Origin of the sequence: Bacteroides sp. AM23-12 (assembly GCF_003434395.1) — a bacterium.
In the GTDB taxonomy this organism is placed as follows: domain Bacteria; phylum Bacteroidota; class Bacteroidia; order Bacteroidales; family Bacteroidaceae; genus Bacteroides; species Bacteroides thetaiotaomicron.
On sequence record NZ_QTLF01000011.1, the window covers coordinates 25716 to 47471 of the forward strand.

24 protein-coding genes are annotated in these 21756 nt (G+C 40.8%); 4 read left to right on the forward strand and 20 right to left on the reverse strand.

Annotation, left to right across the window (positions count from 1 at the left end; genetic code table 11):
• The first annotated feature begins 130 nt into the window (after positions 1–130).
• Positions 131–724, forward strand: coding sequence for a type 1 glutamine amidotransferase family protein (locus DW640_RS11545; protein ID WP_008764908.1), 594 nt, complete (start codon positions 131–133; stop codon positions 722–724).
• 206 nt (positions 725–930) lie between these two features.
• Here the strand turns inward: DW640_RS11545 and DW640_RS11550 are convergent, their stop codons facing one another.
• From DW640_RS11550 to DW640_RS11590, 9 genes are all read right to left on the reverse strand, one after another.
• Complete coding sequence (locus DW640_RS11550) at positions 931–1767, reverse strand: aldo/keto reductase (protein WP_048697733.1); 837 nt, start codon at positions 1765–1767, stop codon at positions 931–933.
• 151 nt (positions 1768–1918) lie between these two features.
• A complete protein-coding gene (locus tag DW640_RS11555) occupies positions 1919–2338 on the reverse strand; it encodes a pyridoxamine 5'-phosphate oxidase family protein (RefSeq protein ID WP_008762393.1) in 420 nt (139 codons plus the stop codon).
• A gap of 93 nt (positions 2339–2431) precedes the next feature.
• Positions 2432–3310 (reverse strand): AraC family transcriptional regulator, encoded by an 879-nt coding sequence (locus DW640_RS11560; protein ID WP_117578242.1) that lies wholly within the window; start codon positions 3308–3310, stop codon positions 2432–2434.
• Between the two features lie 123 nt (positions 3311–3433).
• Complete coding sequence (locus DW640_RS11565; RefSeq protein WP_008762391.1) at positions 3434–3982, reverse strand: Crp/Fnr family transcriptional regulator; 549 nt, start codon at positions 3980–3982, stop codon at positions 3434–3436.
• A 38-nt stretch (positions 3983–4020) separates the two neighbouring features.
• Positions 4021–5385: an MATE family efflux transporter gene (locus DW640_RS11570; protein ID WP_117578174.1), complete on the reverse strand. Its 1365-nt coding sequence runs from the start codon at positions 5383–5385 to the stop codon at positions 4021–4023.
• Between the two features lie 230 nt (positions 5386–5615).
• Complete coding sequence (locus DW640_RS11575; protein WP_016267201.1) at positions 5616–5942, reverse strand: multidrug efflux SMR transporter; 327 nt, start codon at positions 5940–5942, stop codon at positions 5616–5618.
• Between the two features lie 91 nt (positions 5943–6033).
• Positions 6034–6597: a Crp/Fnr family transcriptional regulator gene (locus tag DW640_RS11580; RefSeq protein ID WP_008762388.1), complete on the reverse strand. Its 564-nt coding sequence runs from the start codon at positions 6595–6597 to the stop codon at positions 6034–6036.
• Between the two features lie 8 nt (positions 6598–6605).
• Positions 6606–7067: a DUF2867 domain-containing protein gene (locus DW640_RS11585; RefSeq protein ID WP_022469994.1), complete on the reverse strand. Its 462-nt coding sequence runs from the start codon at positions 7065–7067 to the stop codon at positions 6606–6608.
• 211 nt (positions 7068–7278) lie between these two features.
• Entirely contained in the window at positions 7279–8412 is a 1134-nt protein-coding gene (locus DW640_RS11590) for an OmpA family protein (RefSeq protein ID WP_170848625.1), read from the reverse strand.
• 254 nt (positions 8413–8666) lie between these two features.
• Here DW640_RS11590 and DW640_RS11595 point away from each other — a divergent pair, with 254 nt between their 5' ends.
• Positions 8667–9599: a YihY/virulence factor BrkB family protein gene (locus tag DW640_RS11595; protein WP_117578176.1), complete on the forward strand. Its 933-nt coding sequence runs from the start codon at positions 8667–8669 to the stop codon at positions 9597–9599.
• A 70-nt stretch (positions 9600–9669) separates the two neighbouring features.
• Here the strand turns inward: DW640_RS11595 and DW640_RS11600 are convergent, their stop codons facing one another.
• The 3 genes from DW640_RS11600 to DW640_RS11610 form a co-directional block, all read right to left on the reverse strand.
• Complete coding sequence (locus DW640_RS11600) at positions 9670–9858, reverse strand: hypothetical protein (RefSeq protein WP_022469991.1); 189 nt, start codon at positions 9856–9858, stop codon at positions 9670–9672.
• Between the two features lie 128 nt (positions 9859–9986).
• Positions 9987–10283 (reverse strand): YtxH domain-containing protein, encoded by a 297-nt coding sequence (locus DW640_RS11605; protein WP_022469990.1) that lies wholly within the window; start codon positions 10281–10283, stop codon positions 9987–9989.
• Positions 10284–10323: 40 nt separating this feature from the next.
• Entirely contained in the window at positions 10324–10578 is a 255-nt protein-coding gene (locus tag DW640_RS11610; RefSeq protein WP_008762382.1) for a GlsB/YeaQ/YmgE family stress response membrane protein, read from the reverse strand.
• A gap of 369 nt (positions 10579–10947) precedes the next feature.
• Between DW640_RS11610 and DW640_RS11615 the strand changes: the two genes are divergently transcribed.
• Entirely contained in the window at positions 10948–11208 is a 261-nt protein-coding gene (locus DW640_RS11615; protein ID WP_008762381.1) for a hypothetical protein, read from the forward strand.
• Positions 11209–11464: 256 nt separating this feature from the next.
• Here DW640_RS11615 and DW640_RS11620 read toward each other — a convergent pair whose 3' ends face one another.
• The 5 genes from DW640_RS11620 to DW640_RS11640 form a co-directional block, all read right to left on the reverse strand.
• Positions 11465–12433: a manganese catalase family protein gene (locus tag DW640_RS11620; protein WP_008762380.1), complete on the reverse strand. Its 969-nt coding sequence runs from the start codon at positions 12431–12433 to the stop codon at positions 11465–11467.
• A gap of 102 nt (positions 12434–12535) precedes the next feature.
• Complete coding sequence (locus DW640_RS11625; RefSeq protein WP_008762379.1) at positions 12536–13051, reverse strand: outer membrane beta-barrel protein; 516 nt, start codon at positions 13049–13051, stop codon at positions 12536–12538.
• Positions 13052–13105: 54 nt separating this feature from the next.
• Positions 13106–14230 (reverse strand): OmpA family protein, encoded by a 1125-nt coding sequence (locus tag DW640_RS11630; RefSeq protein ID WP_117578178.1) that lies wholly within the window; start codon positions 14228–14230, stop codon positions 13106–13108.
• A 717-nt stretch (positions 14231–14947) separates the two neighbouring features.
• On the reverse strand, positions 14948–16156 hold the full coding sequence (locus DW640_RS11635; protein WP_117578180.1) for a carboxymuconolactone decarboxylase family protein: 1209 nt from the start codon (positions 16154–16156) through the stop codon (positions 14948–14950).
• Positions 16157–16328: 172 nt separating this feature from the next.
• Positions 16329–17375 (reverse strand): cyclophilin-like fold protein, encoded by a 1047-nt coding sequence (locus DW640_RS11640; RefSeq protein WP_117578182.1) that lies wholly within the window; start codon positions 17373–17375, stop codon positions 16329–16331.
• Between the two features lie 174 nt (positions 17376–17549).
• Between DW640_RS11640 and DW640_RS11645 the strand changes: the two genes are divergently transcribed.
• Positions 17550–18458 (forward strand): AraC family transcriptional regulator, encoded by a 909-nt coding sequence (locus DW640_RS11645; protein ID WP_117578184.1) that lies wholly within the window; start codon positions 17550–17552, stop codon positions 18456–18458.
• Positions 18459–18471: 13 nt separating this feature from the next.
• Here DW640_RS11645 and DW640_RS11650 read toward each other — a convergent pair whose 3' ends face one another.
• From DW640_RS11650 to DW640_RS11660, 3 genes are read right to left on the reverse strand one after another with little or no spacing between them, the layout of a single operon-like run.
• Positions 18472–19650, reverse strand: a complete 1179-nt coding sequence (locus tag DW640_RS11650) for a MalY/PatB family protein (RefSeq protein ID WP_117578186.1) — start codon at positions 19648–19650, stop codon at positions 18472–18474.
• A 5-nt stretch (positions 19651–19655) separates the two neighbouring features.
• A complete protein-coding gene (locus DW640_RS11655) occupies positions 19656–20519 on the reverse strand; it encodes a DUF3737 family protein (protein ID WP_008764890.1) in 864 nt (287 codons plus the stop codon).
• Positions 20520–20568: 49 nt separating this feature from the next.
• On the reverse strand, positions 20569–21600 hold the full coding sequence (locus DW640_RS11660; protein WP_072067405.1) for an alpha/beta hydrolase: 1032 nt from the start codon (positions 21598–21600) through the stop codon (positions 20569–20571).
• Between the last annotated feature and the right edge of the window lie 156 nt (positions 21601–21756).

A 21756-nucleotide genomic window follows, 5' to 3' on the forward strand; every position in this document is an offset into this window, starting at 1 on the left:
CATTCTGTTACCCGCCATCGGACATCAGACCTATAAAGTCATATATAAAAAAGATAATAATTCACTGCATCATCTGGGTTATTCAATTTTAAATAGCACCTTTGCATACATAAAGAAAATAGAATGATATATGAAAGAAGTAATTTTTGTATTATTAAATGAGTTCGCCGACTGGGAAGGCGCATTTATAGCTGCCTGCCTAAATCAGGGTGTTATGCCCGGAAGTCCTGTTCCTTATAAAGTGAAAACCTTGTCTATAACCAAAGAGCCTGTCTCTTCAATAGGGGGATTCAGAGTATTGCCTGATTATGATTTGAAAGATATGCCGGAAGATTATGCAGGTCTGATATTAATTGGCGGCATGAGCTGGTTTTCACCAGAAGCTGAATTAATAGTCCCGCTGGTAGAAAAAGCTATCAAAGATAAGAAAGTGGTTGGCGGAATATGCAATGCTTCCGTTTTCCTTGCTATGCATGGATTTCTCAATAACGTAAAGCATACGAGTAATACAATCGATTATCTGAAACAACATGTCGGAGAGAGATATACAGGTGATTCGAACTACGTTGATCAGCAAGCTGTAAGAGATGGAAAGATCATAACCGCTAACGGAACCGGACAACTGGAATTTTGCAGGGAAATACTATATGCATTAGAAGCTGATACAGCCGAAGCAATAGAAAAAAGTTATCTGTTTTATAAAAACGGATTCTGTCCGGAGTAATAAAAGCAAGGTTAAGTTTAACAATTACCGGATAACTAACATTAGATATAAAAATAGCCTCATACCCAAATAGACAAAACATACGGAGAACATTGGGATAATAAAGTTCCATTTTTCGCTACGTTCCAATATTCCGAATCGTCAGAAGAGATTAATCTTTCCTGACGATTCTTTTCTAAACATCTTCCGCCTACATATTCTCTCTATTATAAATTAATCAGAAAGTTAACCATTTCAGGGTCATAATGGGAGAAGAACAGACTTTCTCTTTTATCGAGTCCGGCAATCTCTTCCATATCCTTTGCAGACAAGGTGAAGTCAAATACATCGAAGTTTTCTATCATGCGTTCCTTGCGAGTCGATTTCGGGATAACGATGATATCACGCTGAATAAGAAAGCGCAGAGCTACCTGTGCAACCGATTTTCCATACCGTTCTCCAATTGCTTTCAATACTTCATTAGAGAAAAAATTATTGCGTCCTTCCGCAAATGGTCCCCATGACATGACCTTCGTACCGTATTTCTTCATAATCTCCTGCGGTTTCACTTGCTGGTTGAAGACGTGTGTTTCAACTTGATTCACCGCCGGTTTAATCTCACAAAATTCCGCCAGGTCGATAAAACGATCCGGATAGAAATTGCTGACGCCAATGGCACGAGCTTTTCCGTCCTTGTAAGCCTCTTCCATGGCACGGTATGTACCATAGTAATCATTGAAAGGCTGATGAATAAGCAGCAAATCAACATAATCACTTTGGAGCTTACGCAAGGATTCGTCAATAGAAACTTTTGCTTTTTCGTATCCACCGTTCGAAATCCATACTTTCGTGGTGATAAACAGTTCTTCACGTGGTACCCCGCATTTCCTGACTGCATTACCCACTCCTTCTTCATTATAATATGCCTGTGCTGTATCAATAGAACGATAACCGACACTAATAGCATCCAGCACACAGCGCTCACACTCTTCAGGAGTCACCTGATATACACCATAGCCTAAAATCGGCATTTCAACACCGTTGTTCAATCTTATTGTTTCCATAAATGTACTTTTAATTATTATATTCAATACCTATATACCTATCAATAACAAGATCGATAGTCGAATTGATCTTATTGCAGTACAAAATTAAGGAAGAAACATACATCTGACAGTAGATAAATTACGGGTTGTTCAACCATTATTACTGATTCTATTCAACAGTGAAACTTTCCGACTTAAAGTTACTGTAAAACCTTCCGGAAATCGCTGTAAATTTTAAAACACAATAATCGGGGTCTGTCACTCCTTCGGGATAATACATCGTATCCCCTTCCTGCCATATCATCTCCTTACTGGCAGGATCGGTCAGCACTTCCATAGTACCGCGCAGCATCACCCCTCTAAAGAACCGCGTATCACAAAAATAAATACAGGCATGATTGTTCTCACGATATTGGACCACACGCATTGACGAAGTATTTGTAGTCAGATAAATCGTCTTTATCCCTTCCCTCTTTCGGGGTTGTAACATAGCTTTCATATTAGGAAATCCTTCACTGTCTATGGAACCGATAAAGGCCGTTTTCAGCTTATCAATCATGTTCCCTACTGTTTTTTCCGCATCTCTCATCGTTCAATAATTTTAATTGGTTATTATCTGATGCGAAAGTAGGGATATAGAAGACAATCAGTGCAACAGAAAGAAAGGGAGAAATATCACTTTTTACGGTTTATGCGTTCTTCGATAAAGTAATGGCGTTGTTCCAGTATATTGCCGGAAGCTACGGATAAAATAAGAGACGGTTGAGAAATGAAGTTCAAACGCAATATCCGATATAGGGAAATCTGTATAAGTAAGCAGTCTCTTAGCCTCATCCATTACTTTATTCCGGATATATTGCTTCGCACTAATCCCTTTTGTAGAGGTTACAATCTCATTCAGATAATTCGGGGTAATACAAAGTTTATCCGCATAATATTGAACAGAATGCTGCTCTTTCAGATGGCTCTCAACCAACTTCATAAATTTGTCAATATGGATATTACCAACCTCTTTGGATGTAGTTTCTTCTTCCATATTCACTTTCTTATATTCCCGGTCCAACAACATCAAGACTTCATAAAGTAATGCCCTTAATACATACACATCATTCTGTTTGTATGTATCAATCTCCGTTTTAATATTGTGCAATATCTGAAGGATACGCATATAAAGTTCATCCGGCAACTGTAATTTGGATGATGTCTTTCCCGACTGGAAGAATGAAAGATGCTGCACAAAGAGAGAATCCTTAAAAAGAGAAGATAAAAACTCATCTTCAAAGATCAAAGCATAACCATTGACTATGTGGCGGGTATCCCAGTTCCGAATCTCTCCCGGTTTAGAGAAAAACACGTCACGGGAAGCCGCCTCGTTAGTCTGATTATCTATCGAAAACTTGCCCTCCCCTTCTGTGACAAACGTGATATCATAGTAAGTCAGCGTGTGGACAGAACTCTGAGAGAGGAACTTCTTTACGTATTTCAGTTCGACGACATCTATCAAAAGTTCACTTCCATACTTATTCTTATAGAAAGTATATCGGGGAATCAGATTTTTCATTTCAATTACAAAAATAATATTCCTTATCAAATGATCCAAAGACTTTCCGGTTTTGAGAAGCACCGGGGTAAGAATAGACTATTCAACAAGGAATATCTTCAAATATAGAGAATGAGACATTTCTTATTTACAGCTTCCGGCCAGATATCCCAGACTTGTCACATCGGCCCCTAAATAATAAGTAATGTACTTCAAAGGGACTCTGTACAGAATATCGGGAATTTCTGATAATAAAGAAAGGTATCTTTCCCTGATCGTCAGTTTACGTGCATTCACACTCATTTCCTCTTTAAGGTAAAACTGATATTCCATCATCTGACGAATCAGATTGGAAAACGTGATGGACGTTGCACACAATTCCTCGATCTCATCTTCGCTGATGTAATAGGCCACACACCTTGTCAGTGTTTTGACAGAATGCTTACTTGTATTGTAGCACAATATAGCGTCACCTTCGGACAGGAATCTGACGGTTTTGTCCTCTCCCTGCCGGGTAGTAAATGTATGCAGGATACCGGAAACGATAATGTACAAGCTCTGCTCGGGCATTGTAGCAGAAGCAATCGTTTCTCCTTTATCCAGATACACTCTTTCCATACGAGCCAACAGCTCTTTCACTTCCTTTTCTTCAACCTGATACTCAAAACAGAGTTTCTTCAAATAAGCTTCCATACAAATTGATTTTAGTTAATATATCCACTTAAAAACACCTAATTCGACATAGCAGGCATCATGGTGCCTTTCAAATAAACTTTCTTCCGGGTATATCTTAAATACCAAATACAGATTAACAATGAAACCACTGTTGAAACAGGCGGTGCAAAACCCATGATAAACAGGGAAGAACTGTCTATCTGACTAAACCAGTACGACAACGGAATCCGGAACAGGAAAGTCGCTATCAGACTGTGAATCATCGGGAATAATGAATTTCCCTGTCCGCTGAAGTAAGAGTTTATGCAGAACACAAAACTTACAACGATACAGTCGATACTATATCCCCGCAGATACTCCGCCGCCATTGATACCACCGCAGCATCTTTGGTAAAGAACGCGGTAAGCGTTTCCGGCAGGAATTGTGAATACACACAAACCGATACACCGAAAACAAGTGCAATTCCTATCCCCGAAGCCAGACAGCGGTTCATCCGTTGTATAAGTCCGGCTCCGTAGTTCTGTGCCGTCATCGTCGCTACTGCCGATGAGATTGCCATCGGAGGCAGCATGGCAAACACTATAATCTTCTCTACGACACCCAAAGAAGCCGATGCGATCACTCCCATCTGATTGACTATAACGGTGATGATCAGAAACGAGATATTGATCAGCGCATCCTGCAACGCAATAGGCGCTCCCAATGTCATGACTTTCTTGGCCAGGTTCCGGTTCAGCCGGATATCTTTCCGGGTAAACTCAAAATGAAATCCGTGCCGATATAAGAACCAAAGAGAGATCATGAAGCTGACTCCTTGCGCCGTTATGGTGGCAACTGCCGCTCCTGTAGCTCCCAAATGGAAATATCCTACCAGTATAAAATCGAGTACAATATTAATCACACACGCCAGTGCTACAAAATAAAGCGGCGTTCTGGAGTCTCCCAACCCGCGCAGAATACCGCATACGACGTTATATCCTACTATAAACAATATCCCGGCCGAACATACAAGGATGTAACTTTTCGTATCCGCCATCGCCTCTATCGGCGTATGCATCAACTCTGCTATCCGACCATGAAAAAACACCATGACCAAAGTAAGCAGCACTCCGATTATTGAAAACAACCATACGGACGAACCGATGGTGAAAGCTACTTTCTTGTCATCCTTTGCTCCGGTAGCTATGGCAATCAGAACGGTTGTTCCTGTCGTAATGCCAAGAATAATCCCAGTGATTGTCTGCATCACCTGACTGCCGATGGCCACAGCCGCCACACTTGCAGAATCATCGTATTGTCCTACCACAAAAAGGTCGGCCCCGCCATAAAGTGCCTGAAGCACATTGGCAATCAGAAAAGGAACCACAAATTGCAGTAATACTTTCGGAACACTCCCTTGTGTCAAATTTAACTCTTTCATAGTTTTTCAATACTTACTCCTCTTATCTTACTTGTTACAAAATAAAAAAGTGCCGGACAAGCTGAATGATTCACACCATTCATCTTATCCAGCACTATAATTATCTATTATAGCACCCTCCGATGAGGATTTTCTATGCCTGTCCCTATTTTTGGGGTGCAAATATGGGCTTTGTTTTCATAACTACCAAATTATAATCGATAATTATTTTTTTATGATACCATAAGGTATCAATGTGATACCAATTTCAGACCGACAATGGAGCAAATCAATGTGAAGATGAAGAAAATTCTGCCCCAGCTTGCCGGCTCTTTAAAGAAAAAGATACCGATCAGCACCGTACCGGCGGCACCGATACCGGTCCATATAGCATAAGCCGTACCAACGGGCAATGCTTTGGTAACCCTTATCAGAAGGAGCATACTGACACACAGGGATATCAGCAGCCCTAATGACCACATATATTTCTCTGCTCCTACTACTCTGTTTATTTTTCCCAAACAGAAAGTAAAGACCAATTCAAGGCATCCTGCCAAAATCAAAAGAATCCAATTCATAACACTTCCTTTTTTTGATTGCAAAGGTCATGAATTTCCGGCGCCCTTCATTTTACATTTGTAAAAAAGGGATTTTACAAAGTTTAAAAAATCATCTTATCTTCGCACGAATTCTGCTTAGATTGACCTGTGAGATGCCTAAATAGGAAGCTATAATACCCAATGGCACACGTTGAAGTATATCGGAATATTCGGATATCAGTTCCTGATACCTCTCCAATGAAGTTTTGAATTGCCTTGATATAAACAGCTTTTCCGATTTGATGTATTCTCTCTCGGCAAACTTCCGTCCCCAGTTGGCTATATGTATATCTTCCAGATAGAGATTGTGCAGTTTATCGACACTGAGTTCATACAGGACACTATCTTCCAAAAGTTCAATATTCTCATATCCTGCCCGATTATCATAAAGAGTTTGCAAAGGGAAGATTGCATCCCCTTCTTTCCCGAACCAGAAGGTAACCTTCTTATCCGACTGATGAGTATAGGCATGCAGCATCCCTTTCTTCATCAGATAGAACTTAGAGCTTTTATGGTTTGCCCGGAACAGATGGAAGCCTTTAGGATAGGCTACTTCGGGAGCATCGCTCAGTAAAGCCTCCTTTGAAGCATCCGGCAACTTGTAAATAGAGTCTATGATATCATTTATATCCATAAGCTGTTTTATTTCAATCGTTTTGCTACCCTTTTCAGCATAGAACGGATGATGACTTTATGAAAAGGACGAATAAAGAAGAAGTACAACCGGCCCAGTCGGTTATTGAACTTTACAACGGTCGTGATTGTAAACGTCTGCCCACCGGACTCCTTCTCTCCACACCATAAGGCAGCATGAAACGTCAGGTGTTTATCGGGCATACCGAAAACAATCTCCTGTGCATTCTGCTCACATATCGTATCGGCAAAGCGCATACCAACTTCCAGACCTAACGGTTTGACTATCGTATTCCTTAACTTCATCAGCCCATTCACCCACGCCGGAGAGTGGTTAAAAGCCATATCAAAGAACTCGTCGGAAGTGATTGCTTTTTCACTGACCACATTCCTTGAAAAAGAATCGCAATAATCTGCCGGAAGATAGCCGGCTATCAAACTGTCCTGGGGTATATTCTGCTCTTTCATCATCTTCAGCCATACCTTAATAGTATGGTTTGCCAAAAGTAGTCACTTTAGATAGACAAACAATGACTTTGCCCGATTTTCTGCTATCATCTCCTGCCCGTCCGACAGATATTACTATTACTTATTCACAAACTGAAGGTCATAAATGAATATATACAGCAAGGGCTGCCCTTTCACGGAGCAGCCCTCACCATTCTATTTACATCTCTTGTTTTTAGTCTTCAATCGTACATATACTTACACGGTTCCAATCCGGTTCGGTAAACATGTCACCTACGCCCTGACCTTCGGCAGTGATACGAGAAGCATTGATTTTGTATTTATTGACCAAGATAGTCTTTACGGCTTCCGCACGCGCAGCAGCAATTCTTGCATTGACTTCGACGCTGCCTTCCGGAGAAGCATACCCCTTGATCACTACTTTTGCATCAGCATATTTCTTCAGATAAGAAGCTACGCGTTCCACATTCGGCAACTGTGAAGCGTCAACCGATGATTTACCCTGTCTGAAAGTAATGATAGATTCAGGAACACGGGCAGTTTTCACTACAGTCTCCACCGGAACGACCTTGGTACGGCATTCTTCCAGTTCTTGCTGCAACCCGCTGATTCTCTGATTAGCACTGTTGAGTTCACCGTCCTTATTGTTCACCTGTCCGCGGAGGGCATTGATAGAAGCATTCAGATCGTCGATTTCTCCCTGGTTGTAAACTCTTACTTTAGTGAAGTAACGGTTTCCTGTACTACTCTTGAAGTGGTAAGTTAGTCCGGCAGTCAGTTCAAATGCTGCATTATTAGCATTGAAACGGCTTTTTGCCTGGTTGAAATCCCCTTGCATATCATATACGATGGCAGGTTTCAGTCCCAACGTCCAGGCCTTGCTTTCGCCTAGATTAAAGTTCAGATTCAATCCGAAACGAGTTGACCATGAGTTTTGGTCGCCATCACCATTCACATAATAATGTAGCCAGCCTGCTCCAGCTACAGCTTCTACCTCAAACAAACGAGGAGTGCCATTATAACCTGCAAATAAGTTCATCAAGTTTACTTTACCCAACAGACTAATGTCTGAAGCATCAAAAGCCGTTTTACTTGAAGTAGTATTAATATATCCCATTCCCTGCAATCCTAAACCAAAAATAGGAGTCAATTGTTTTGAAACCCCAATTCCAAATCCGGGGCGTGCATTCTTAAAGAAAGCGCTGTGAGTAAGAGGAGTGATTGCACCGGCATTTACTTCTACAGACCAATTATCTGTAAGTTTTGTACCTTCTACAACGGATTGAGCATTTGCTGTAAATGCACCCAATACCATAGCTAATAAAATAATAGATTTCTTCATAATCATACGTTTTAAATTGTAATGTTCCATTTGCTAAATCATTAGAAATGTTTTATCTGCTCATGCCTAATTTTTTAGTTTATAATTTATTTTGTTATTCACTTTAAACAACATACTATATCAAATATTAGTTCACGACCATCTATCTGAATTAACAACTATTTGATATTTAAAAGTCTCATAGAACCTATGATCAACAACAGCATCTCCATTCGAACAAATAATTAAATCCATTCGTTAAGACAATAAAAACAAGAAAAATGAATACCTTATCTACAAGTAAACAAAAACTATCCTTAGCCTTTAAAATAATAAAAGATACGGTTCAAGGATTTGTTGATGACAATGTAATGAGACTGAGTGCATCTTTGGCATACGCTACCCTATTTTCTATCATTCCATTATTTTCTCTATTAATTACTATTGGAGTCTTTCTTCAGATTGATCTAACTGATCAATTATATACCCAGATAGAACCAGTCGTAGGTCCAAAAGTTGTCGAGGCGCTCCGATCCATCATCGAGAACGCGACAGAAGCAGACGTATCTTCTTTTGCAACAATTATTAGCGTTGGAGTTACTATATTTAGTGCAACTACTGTCTTTGCAGAAATTCAGAGTTCACTGAATACTATTTGGGGCATAAAGGCAGTCCCCCGGAAAAGTTGGCTTAAATATATTAAAAACCGATTACTCTCTTTTTCTGTTATCCTCGTATTTGCTTTCATTTTATTGATCACATTTACCATTACTAACCTTATCACAGATTTGAGTAACAGATATATTGCCAACAATCCGGATGTAGCCGAATCATTAGTAAAAGTTATAGGCATATTTGTTAACATAGTAGTAACAACTATCATATTCACACTAATCTTTAAAATACTACCCGATGCAAAGATTAAAAGTAAAGACGTATTTATCGGAGCAGTCGTAACTACTGTACTATTATTGGCAGGTCAGTGGGGAATATCGTTCTATATAGCTATTGCAAACATTGAAACAGTTTACGGAGCTGCGGCATTCATGGCTATTTTCATCATATGGATTTACTACTCTGCCATTATCATATATACAGGTGCAGAATTTACCAAGGCTTGGGCAAATGAGCTGGGAGGGAAGATTTTCCCTGACGAATATGCGGTGGCAACTAAAATAATAGAGATACACGAAGAAAAGAAATCGCTTACATAGGGTGGGTAGTGTCACTAAGTTCCGGCAACCGAATACAGCCGGACTTAGTGACAAACGATTAATCAGCTACTTACCTCCGGGCATCGGCAGAAAGTGTATAGATTTCACTTTTTACATCATTTTCTCTTCTATGCTGTTTTGCACGCACCATTTTCCGTAATTTCTTTGTTTTAGATTCTGGCGAGAGATGATAAATAAGCGCTCCTATTGCTGAACCTAGTGTCAGCCTGATCCATAAATTAAAACTACCGGTTTTCATAATTAATTGTGTTAACGGTTAAACATATAAAATAATGTCGTTTCCACTCTCTCTGATTGTTTATGACAAAAAGGGGAGAACAGCTATCATTTACACCGTCCTCCCACTTTTGAACAACAAACACCTAGCTATTTTTTTGCTTTATCCGAGAAAGTATGAACTTTGTTTCTTACATCATCTGCTTTTTCTGCTATATGAAAGGTTCCGTCCGCTACCTTATCGGCCACTTCAACCCCAGCATCCAATACTTTATCATTCACCGTATCAATCATGTTTATGCCTTCACCAGTTACTTTCTGAAAGGCATGATTTACTTTTTCTTTCATCTTCTTGCCCTTAGGAGAACACCAAAAATGATAAACAAGCGCTCCAACTACCGAGCCTACTCCCAGCCCAATAATTAAATTAGATTTTCCTCTTTCCATAATCAAGTTTTAGTTTAAATTATTAATAAATCAAAGTTCTTCACCCTTCGTTCGGATGCCTTCTGAATAAAGATACAATCCATAAAAGCAATACTGCACCTACAACCGAAGTAATAAGACTACCCAAAATGCCACCAGTAGCAATACCCAGCAGTCCGAATACCCAGCCTCCCAAGAGACCACCAATGATACCTACAAGAAGGTTAATCAGGAGACCGAAACCTCCTCCTCTCATAATCTTCCCGGCTATAAAACCGGAAACGATTCCAATAATAATGTACCAAATTACACTCATAATGTTTAAAATTTAGGTTTATATTTACATTTCAAAAAAGGTTCATATTTTTCTCAAACCAAAACTGCATTTTCTATTTAGTTTATAAACCAAAGAACAAGCTATCCAAACATCTCGCTAATTTAGATCCTGTTTTTCATTCAACTATTAATAATGTCATTCATTTAAAAATAAACACCATTCAGTATCATTTAGTTCTATTTTAGCACTTGCGTTTAACACATATTTCGTTTTATATCACACTTTCATAACTTTCAGAATATGATCCAACTAAATTATTACGATTTTAAGAATGATTATATTCTTCTGACAAACTTCTATTACAAGCAAGATGTTTTACTAAATATAAGACTTTTAAAATATATAAATATGGAAAATAATGACAATCTATTTCTTCTTAATCATCCTGACTATGATGATATACACAGAATGTGTTCGGATGCATATACTAAAGGGCGTATGGTAGAAAGGTCACTCGCTATTGAAGCATACAGATTACGTTGTAGTAATCTGTTTGGCAACAGATGTATGAGTCGGACAATCTTCGGAGCCCTTTCCAAAAAAACATGTGATGGGAATTGCTGGTATTTAAACCAATTCAAGTTGGAGCTATACAAACTGGAAACCTAAATAAAAAGAGTTCTCTCTGTATCTTTTTTCACATTCTCGATACGGATGTTAACCTTGTCTTGAGTATTTTTATCCCCGCAAGATGTCATTACCAAGGTAATAGCACATGCCATCACCCATGCTATAAATAATAATTATCTTATATATTCCCGATTAAATTGTTATATTTAGGTAAGAACTTAAATTCCCGGTAAAAGATATCTTCGAATTCTTCGACCGGGAATAATATAAAAGATTCATTTAAGAAATGGTAATCTTATTTCTTATCCGACTTTTTACCAAAAGATGTAGATTTCTGGTAGTCACACCATGTCAAATCCTTATCAGGAGTTGCCGACAGAACCTGGCTGCTACGTTCTTTCGCTAGCTTTTGGTCCATTGCACGTACTTGCTTTTCGGTACGCTCGGTACCTTCCGGCTTTCTGTCCACCAATCCATTCGTATTTCTTACTTCTTGCAATGGATCATCAATATATTGCCATTCTTCTTTCAGTCTCGTGCTCTCACCTTCGTTCCAAGGACCACGGGAATCTCCACCCTTTGACAAGTTAAAATAAAGATTACTATATTTAGGTGAAGTTTGTAAAGTACCGGGAGGGAAGTTGGGCTGGATAGTTGACAGTGCAGCTTCAAACTGTTGAAAATGAGTAATCTCACGAGTCATAAGGAAAGTAAGGGTTTCTTTGACAAATGGATCCTCTGTAAACGAAAGCAGATTTTCATATCCTATTTTGGCACGACACTCATTAGCCATATTAGACTGAAGGTCCACCGTCAATTCCGCATTGGCAGATACATATGTAGCACACCAAGGATTCCCGTTACTATCTGTCAGCATAGGACTGCCGGGAGCAACAACTACACATTGGGGATTGGTAAATGCCTGATGGATATATTCCTCTTTTGCAGATTTACCTTCCATTAATTTGCTAATCTCCATCGTTTCAACAGCATCCTTCATTTTACCGTTTACCGGACCGAGAAGCATTTGTATGGTAGCTCCTACTATTTCGAGATGCGTCAATTCTTCCGTAGCGATATCCATAAGCATATCATACTTATCAGGAAACGGATTATGACAACTAAAAGCCTGTACAAAATACTGCATGGCTGAGGTTAATTCACCGTTAGCACCGCCGAATGCTTCGAGCAATATACGGGCAAAACGCGGGTCCGGTTTGGATACGCGGGCATTGAATTGCAAATCTTTTACATGATAAAACATAATTGATTCATTTTAAAGTTAATAATTCAGGTTGGTTGAGATGTACATCTATATTTTAATAGGCCGGACAGCACCAAAAAGCTGTCCGGCACACATCAAGAATCAAAATTTATAACCATAACCCAACATGATGACGACATTATCATCGTTGGCAAACATGAATTTCGCCTCTGCATTTAAATAACTACGTTCTGATAAAGGTAACGTAATACCGCCTCCGAGATTGAAAGCAAACTTTGTAGTATTGCTTCTATCTAATTCGGTAGTCACACCGTCAACTTCCACTTTCTGTTTTCCATAGAAATTATTCTGCATGCCTATTCCCGCAAGCGGATAGACAGAGAATCCTTGCCCGTCTTTACTGAAATTGAAGACATAATGAAAGTTTACATTTACATCCAATCCCGTCACTTTATCTTTCGGAAAGAAAAATGTGAGATCAGGCGCAATCCGAAGATTGTCAGCTATCACATAACGTCCCTGTGCCTGCAAACCGAACCTTTCATAATTGGTTTGATATCCAAGACTTCCCATCAACGAACCTTCTCCCTTTTTTGTCTGGGCATTCATTCCTAAAGCTGCAAGTGCAACCATTACTGATAATAATAACTTTTTCATAATTCAGGTATTAAGTTAATAATCTATTTAATTGAAAAGAGAACTTCTAAGTCATTAATCTTCGATAGTACAGATACTTACACGATTCCAATCCGGTTCAGTGAACATATCGCCTACTCCTTGGCCTTCGGCCATTATGCGGTCTATATTAATCTTATATTTCTTGACTAAAATATTCTTCACAGCCTCGGCACGCGCTTTTGCTATTCTATCATTTACTTCTATACTACCTTCTGGAGAAGCATATCCTTTGATAACGACTCTTGTATCAGGATGTTTCTTCATATAAGAAGCTACACGTTCCACATTCGGAAGTTGCGAAGCATCTACCACCGAGCGGCCTTGTCTAAAGGTAATGATAGATTCCGGAACCCTGCTTGTCTTTACCACAGCAGCGGGAACAGTCTTTGTGCGGCAATCTTCCAGATCACGCTGCAATCCACTGATTCTTTGGACAGCATTATTCAGTTCACTGTTTTTATTATTCACTTCACCGCGTAGGGCATTGATAGAAGAATTCAGATCATCAATTTCTGCCTGATTATAAACTTTCACTTTGGTGAAGTAATGGTTTCCGTTACTTGTTTTGAAATGATAAGTCAGCCCGGCTGTTATTTCAAAAGCCGCACTATTGACATTAAAACGGCTTTTTGCTCTATTAAAATCACCTTGCATATCGTACACGATAGCTGGTTGAAGTCCAAGGGTCCAGGCCTTACTTTCTCCAAGGTTAAAATTAAAATTCATTCCAAAACGGGTGGACCAGGAATTCTGGTCTCCATCGCCGCTTGCATAATAATGTAACCAACCCATTCCGGCCACAGCTTCTATTTCAAAGACACGCGGAGTACCCAAATAGCTTCCAAACAAATTCATCAGATTGACCTTTCCCAATAAACTTACATCAGAAACATCAAAAGCTGTCTTACTCCGGGTAGTATTAACATACCCCATACCTTGAAATCCCAAACCGAAATTAGGTGTTAACTGTTTAGAGAACCCTACTCCAAAAGCAGGGCGCATACTCTTGAAAAAAGCACTGTGAGTGAGAGGTGTAATCGCACCAGCATTGATTCCTACAGACCAGTTATCTGTAAATTTAGTACTTTCTACCACCGATTGAGCATTTGCAGTAAATATACCTAATGCACAAGCTAATAAAATAATAGTTCTTTTCATAATTAAAAATATTTATGTGAAGTTTTGTTTGCTATTCACTCAAAAAAAACATATCCTATAAAAAAATAGTTCGTAGTTTTAGTTTTGCATTAACATCTATTTTACAGTCTTAAAATCTAAAAAACAGCACATATATGAAATAACGACCATCTAACTTGTTTCTTATGCAAAATATGCAAGAAAGCCTAATGATAGATACAGAAAACGGCAGGATTTTTATTTTAGAAGTATTCAAAGAATAGTTATATTAAGCTTTATCCTTCAATAGGAAACAATTTTAGTTCAAATTCATTTAGAATGGTTACAAAAAGGAATATAATCTATTCAAATTAACAGTTCCTTTCCTTTCATAAAATAAAGTAAACCAGGGAATCTATACAGACAAAATAGAAATTCATTCACTCCTTTTAAAGGTTTAGTAGCTTCCTCACCGACCAACATTCCGTTTCTTTTAAAGGAACGAAGTGTTCCTTTAAAATAAACAGACACAAACACTGCTAGTTATTATGCATAAATAATCAATTTCTTTGCACTAGCAGAGCTTTAAACTAGATATTTATTCATAATTTTATGCAGTACTCTCTCTATCTGACTTTAAAAGATATCTGATTCGCCCAATAAAAATCTTAAAAACAGAACATAGTTAATATATATAAATCCCCCCATCCAACAGTTCGGTCAGTATATATATCACGCATGTATTTCCTTATTTTAAATTCATTTATCTTCCGGAATCACTTCATTCAAACAAGCTATGGCATTGAGAGTGCGCGGATAGCCGATGTAAGGCAAGAGCTGCGTCACGACAGCCAGCAAGGTATCTTTACTATTACCTACATTGACATTTCCCTGTATGTGCCCTTTCACCTGTGATTCACAGCCTCCCAAGGAAACAAGGATGGAGAACGTCAGCAGTTCCCGTGTCTTCACGTCCAGTCCACCGCGTGTCTGGTAGTCTCCGAAGCAGTTGGCGGAGAGATAACGCTGGATATGCTTTTGGTTTTCGGGAGCGTTTTTATGCATTTGGTCTATCCGTTCGCCGAAAATGGATTTCTGCAACGCCAGTCCTTTGTCGAAACGGGTTTCGGCAGAAACGACCGCTTGTCCCTCTAAAGGCAGACGTACACCGTGGGCAAGCAGCACCTCATTAGTGATGCCGACAAAGTCCATCACTTTAGCCATGCCTGCATAGGCTACTGCCTGGTAAAGGATTTCCTTTATTTCTATCGGAGTAATACCTGCATTGAGAGCGCTTTCAAGCATCATCCGGTATTCGGTCTGTGCCTGTGAAGCAATATTGGATGCCAATGTTATCATAAGGCGGGTTTTAGTATCCAGGTTGCCGTATTGCTGCACCTCCTTTGTGAAATTGCCGAATATTGCATCCAGTTCGGGGTCGGTGGCGCTTAATCCGGTTCCTCCGTTACCTTTCATAGCTTCGGCATACTGCCGGTCGTCTACCCGTTCCAGCCAAATATTCTTGTTGGTCTGCGGATTACAGCCGATAGCCAGATGCGAAAACCAACTATCGGGGGCGGCACCGTGCCAATGTTCTATGTCCGGTGCTATTTCAACCACATCACCGGGGAGCAGGCGGCGTGCCGCTTTGCCACGTTCCTGATAATATCCCACACCTCCGACAGCAATGAGGATTTGTCCGCCCGTATGGCTGTGCCAGTTATTTCGGCAACCGGGTTCAAAAGTAACGTTGGACATGGGTACATTCAAGTCTTTGTTACCGGTCAGCGGTGCCAGCCAGGATTCTCCTGTAAAATATTGCTTGAATCCCGTATTTTCCTTTCCTAACGGAAATGCGCTGATGTTCTGAGGTACTTCTTCTTTTTTCATACTCTGTGCATTTATAGATTGCATCGGGATTTGCAGAAATCCGATGACTGTTACAAAAATAAAATATAATTCTCTCATACTGTGACGTCTATGGTTTACTATTTAAGAACTCGCCGATAATGCAAAATTAGCTGTTCTGATCCAACTCTTTATAATACAAGTTACGGATATAAAAACCAAAATTACGGATTTATAGTACTGCCTGTCATTTACTTCATCTTCAGTCCGGGAATGAGTGGCGTAGCATCAATCATGATTGTCGTTCGAATTTCACTGCCACATTGCCCGGAACGTTCAATGCATCTATTCCATCACCGTCAATGCGGCCAATCTTTATCAAGTCATTGCTTTGCGACCCGCTTTTACAGAAGATCGCCACATTATTCCACGGCACATAGATTGTAATATCACCGGGAACAGGCGCACAGCCACGGGTCACTCCTGTCGTAGTCAGTGCAGGCGACGGATAGAAAATTTTCTCTGTGATATTATTATAATCATTCAGCGTCACTTCAAGCGGCAGACGCGAAAGAAAGTCTTGCGCTGCGGCATTGTCTTCCATCGTAGCAGTAATGGTACGGTTACCGACTGTAATCTTCACATTCATAGAAGTGGACGGATGATTGTTTTCCCGACTCGCACCGAGTGTTTCGAGCCATGTCCGTATCCGGTTTCCCATCTGCGAAAGTGTCGAAGAAGTCAGAAGCAATGTTTCGGTGAAAGTGGCACCGGAGCAAAGCGTTCGCACCTCGTCAACTGATGCAGAGATGCCGCTGCTGCCACTGCTGGCAAAAAGAGCGATACGCTTACCTGCAAGTTTCGAAGCATGATTATGCAGGAACGTCTGCATCGGCGTGGCCATGCTACCGTACCAAATCGGATAGCCGACAAACACGATATCATAGTTGCCAAAATCTTCAACCGAAGTTTTAATCGCCGGATAATTCCCCTGACGGATAGCAGCCAGTTCTTCCTGTGCACGGTTGAGCATCCCATTATAATCGCTTTCATAAGGGGTTTGCGGTACCACTTCCAGGATATCGCAATCGAGTGTTTGCTGAATCTGTTGCGCCATACGCTCCGTGCTGCCGGTACGCGAACAGTAAAGTACCAGATATCGCCCGTTACCACCCGGAATGGGGTTTGTCGGGTCTGTAGAATCGTCCTCGTCTCCACCATCGGAATTTCCCGGTTGTCCCGGCTGTTCCGGAAGAATCGGATCAGCGTTTGAGCCGTCGCAAGCCGCCATCGGCATCATCGTCAGCATCATCAATGGAATTAATAGAATCTTTTTCATATTGCTATCTCTTTTCAATGTTAAATTACCGGTTACAAAGTTACGGGGAATGGACCAGCCCGGATGTAGACGATTTACAGATATTTATACCCCAATCATGGATTTTGATGGGAGAGTAAAAATTTTAAAGAGAAAAGAATTATATTTGTAACGCATTAAAAAACAGATTGTGATATGGAAGAGAATACTAAAGAAATGATTGTAATAGACAACGTTGACCGTTACAACGAAATCTTCGGGCTTGAAACCAGACATCCGTTAGTCAGCATCATTGATCTGGCCAAATCCACTACGTGGCCCACACGTGCGTGGTTTCGTTACGAAGTGTATGCACTATACTTGAAAAATGTAAAATGTGGTGATATTAAATACGGACGACAATATTACGACTACCAAGACGGAACCATCGTCTGTTTTGCTCCCGGACAAATCACCGACCTGGAAATGCTGCCAAATATCCAGCCCAACGCGCATGGTATTCTTTTTCATCCCGACCTTATACGTGGCACTGCGCTCGGACAAGAAATAAAAAAATACTCCTTCTTCTCCTACGAAACCAACGAAGCACTCCACATTTCCGAAGAAGAACGGCAAACTGTGATGGACTGCCTGCAAAAAATCACCATCGAACTGGAACATTCCATCGACAAGCACAGCCGCCGACTGATCTGCGCCAACATAGGATTACTGCTCGACTATTGTATGCGCTTTTACGAACGCCAGTTCGACACACGAAACGGAGTAAACAAAGACATCATTGTCCGCTTCGAACATCTGCTCAACGAATATTTCGAAGGAGATGCCCCGCAAAATCAAGGGTTGCCATCGGTCAAGTACTTCGCTGATAAAGTATTCCTTTCCGTTAACTATTTCAGTGACATGGTACGTAAACAGACCGGTAAAACCGTCTCTGAATATATTCAGGATAAAATGATCGGATTAGTGAAGGAGCAGCTGTTGTCTACGGACAAGACTACCAGCCAGATTGCTTACGAAATCGGATTCCAATATCCACAGCACCTTAGCCGGATGTTCAAACGGGTTGTCGGGATGACTCCCAATAAATTTCGTCTGCAATCCTAAAACGCTATCTTGGTTAGGTGAATGAGGTAATAGGCGATGATAACGCCCGCCTCATTCTGTTCAGTCCTTCTATCAGCCGTTGCCGCGGACAAGCGATATTGATGCGGACGAATCCTTCACCAGCTTCTCCATACAGATTGCCTTCGTTCACCCAAAGTTTTTCCTTCTCCAGCAGAGTTTTCACTATATTCTCCGACGATTGTTTCAAAGCCGAGCAATCTACCCATACCAAGTAGGTGCCTTCTAATGGCATCACCGGAAATTCGGGAAGATATTTATCAAAGTAAGCCCTTAAACAATGGTAGTTGGCAAACAGGTATTGGTTAAGTTCTTCCAGCCATTCCGCACCGTCATTGTAGGCAGCTATCAAGGCTTCTACACCAAACGGGTTTACATCACAGACTTCATTTATATTGATTGCTTTGTTTATTTTCATACGGATATCAGCGTCGGCAGAAACAATATTGGCAATCTGAAGCCCCGCCAGATTAAAGGCTTTACTAGGCGAGGTGCAAGTAACGGAATGCATCAGAAACTCTTCTGAGACAGATGCAAAAGGGATATAAGTATGTCCCGGAAAGACAAGTTCGCAATGAATCTCGTCTGCTACTACCCATACATTATTCCGAAGGCAGATTTCCCCCAAGCGAGTCAGTTCCTGCTTTGTCCAGACTCTTCCGGCAGGATTGTGCGGATTGCATAATAGCAGGACTTTTACACTCGGGTCAGCCGCCTTTCGTTCCAAATCAATAAAGTCTATCTGATACGTTCCGTTCATGTAAATCAATGGATTTGCAACAACCTCACATCCGTTATTGCGGATGGAGGAGAAAAAGCAGTTATAGACAGGTGTCTGCACGATTACTTTATCACCGGGAGTTGTCAGCGCCTTGATGACAGCTGACAGGGCCGGTACTACTCCAGTCGTATAAATAATCCATTCTTTTTCAATCTGCCAGCCATGACGTCCGGCAAACCATCCTGTTATCGCCTCATAGTAAGCATCGGGCACACGCACATATCCGAAGATACCATGTTCCACCCGCCTTTTCAACGCTTCCACCACAGAGGGAGCTGTACGGAAATCCATATCAGCTACCCACATTGGTAATACATCCGCATCTCCGGCAGAATCCCATTTATAGGAATTTGTACCTCTGCGTAGAACAATTTCATCGAAGTTGTACTTCATATATTTCAATCAAAACAAGTCAGTCCGTCCCAAAGTTTCAATTCGCAGTTTCCCGGAGCTTTGAGGTTCTCGTCCAGGATGATTGTCCCGAAACTTTCGGCAACAATGTTTCCCGTACGGGGATTCTTCACGCTGTGAACCGGGCCTTTAATCGTTGCCTTCACACTACTGTGTTCGAAAGCAAGGTCTGCATCATCCGCCATCGTGCAATTTTCCATTATCAGGTCGTGTGCGTAGCAAAGCGGTTGTGTACCCGAAATTTTGCAGTTCACCAAACGTAAGTTTTTAGAATGCCATCCCAGATATTCTCCATCCAGCACAGAATCGTAGACTGTCACATTCTCCGTATTCCAAAATGCATCCTTCGAATGGATTTCAGCATGACGGATTTCTACGTTCTTGCAATATTGGAAGGAGTAATTGCCATTCAATACAAAATTCTTGATGCGGATATCTTCTCCGTGTATAAAGAGATAGTCTCCTTTATCTATCTTCACATTGTTCAGTTCCACATTCCGGCAATACCAGAGTGTTTCCAAAGCATTGGGCAACTGTACATTTTCGAGTTCGACTCCGTCCATTTCGCGAAACATCTTCGGTGCTTCCACTAATGTATCCTTCATCTTCAGATTTCTGGAGTACCAGAGTGCGGCACGTGCTCCTTCGGTAAAAAGGCAATTTTTAACTACAAAACCATCATTGTGCCAAAACGGATATTTTCCCTCGAAACGACAGTTTACCGCTTCTATATCACTGCACTCTTTCAATGCCGATTCGCCGGCATGAATGGTTACTTCTTCCAGATAAAGCCCGTGGGATGCGAACAAAGGACGTTCGCCTTCGTAATGTGTATTTTTAATTTGTTTCATGATTCGATTGTCTTTTATTTAAATAGTTATCTGTTTTTCCTGTTCATGCTTATTTTTTCAGATATTCCTTAAAAAAGGATTCCAATTTATCGAATGGTATAAGACCCACACGGTCGTAAAGGTCTACATGACCTGCACCGGGTACAATATACAGTTCTTTGGGCTCAGCAGCCAGTCGGTAGGCATCTTCACTAAATTCGCGTGAGTGGGCATTTTCTCCGGTTATGAAAAGCATAGGACGGGGCGAAATAGTCTCAATATCTGCGAAAGGATAGAAATTCATGAATTTCACATTGCTCGAAAGCGTAGGATGTGTGGTAGTCATCGGGGTTGCTCCTTCGGGAGTAAACTCTCCCCTCTGAGTACGGTAGAACTCATAAAATTCGCGTTCTATCGGACCGGAGTTTTCTGTCACTTCGTGTACAGTGCCACCGGTATATTTAGTTTCTCCGCCCAAAAACTCTGCATAGCGCTGTTCTGCTGCCTCAGCCATGATTTGTTTCCGTTGTTCCAGAGTCAGCGCATGTTTCAGTCCGTTACGACTGGCTGTACCCATATTGTACATGCTGATGGTTGCAATCGCTTTCAGACGAGGTTCTATCTTGGCCGCACTGATAGCGAAACTTCCGCTGCCACAAATTCCGATTACACCAATATTATTCCGGTCAACGAACGGACGTGTACCCAGAAAATCTACTGCGGCACTGAAATCCTCCGCATATACCTCCGGCAAAACAGCATTGCGCGGCTCACCTTCACTTGCACCCCAAAAAGACAAGTCGATGGACAGCGTTACAAAACCACGCTCCGCCATTTTGGTAGCGTACAGGTTCGCACTCTGTTCCTTGACCGCTCCCATCGGATGTCCGACAATAATGGCAGGATATTTCTCTCCCTCTTTCATGGTCTTCGGCAAAAACAAGTTGCCGGCTACTTTCATTTTATACTGGTTAGAAAAAGAAACCTTTTCTACCTTTACCCAATCACTTTTATAAAAATTATCCGCATCAGCCTGTGCGAAAGAAAAACTGGTTCCAAGCATCATAATAAATACAGCGGTTAATAATAATATTCGTTTCATATCTCTTACATTTAATTATTAATGAATTGATTGTCTACTTTCTACATTGCAAAAATACGGTGAAATAAAGAGAGTGTTTGTAGATGAATTACTGACATTATTACCCCAATTACGGATTATCGGTTTTATCTTTTTGCCGCACATAAGAGTATATAC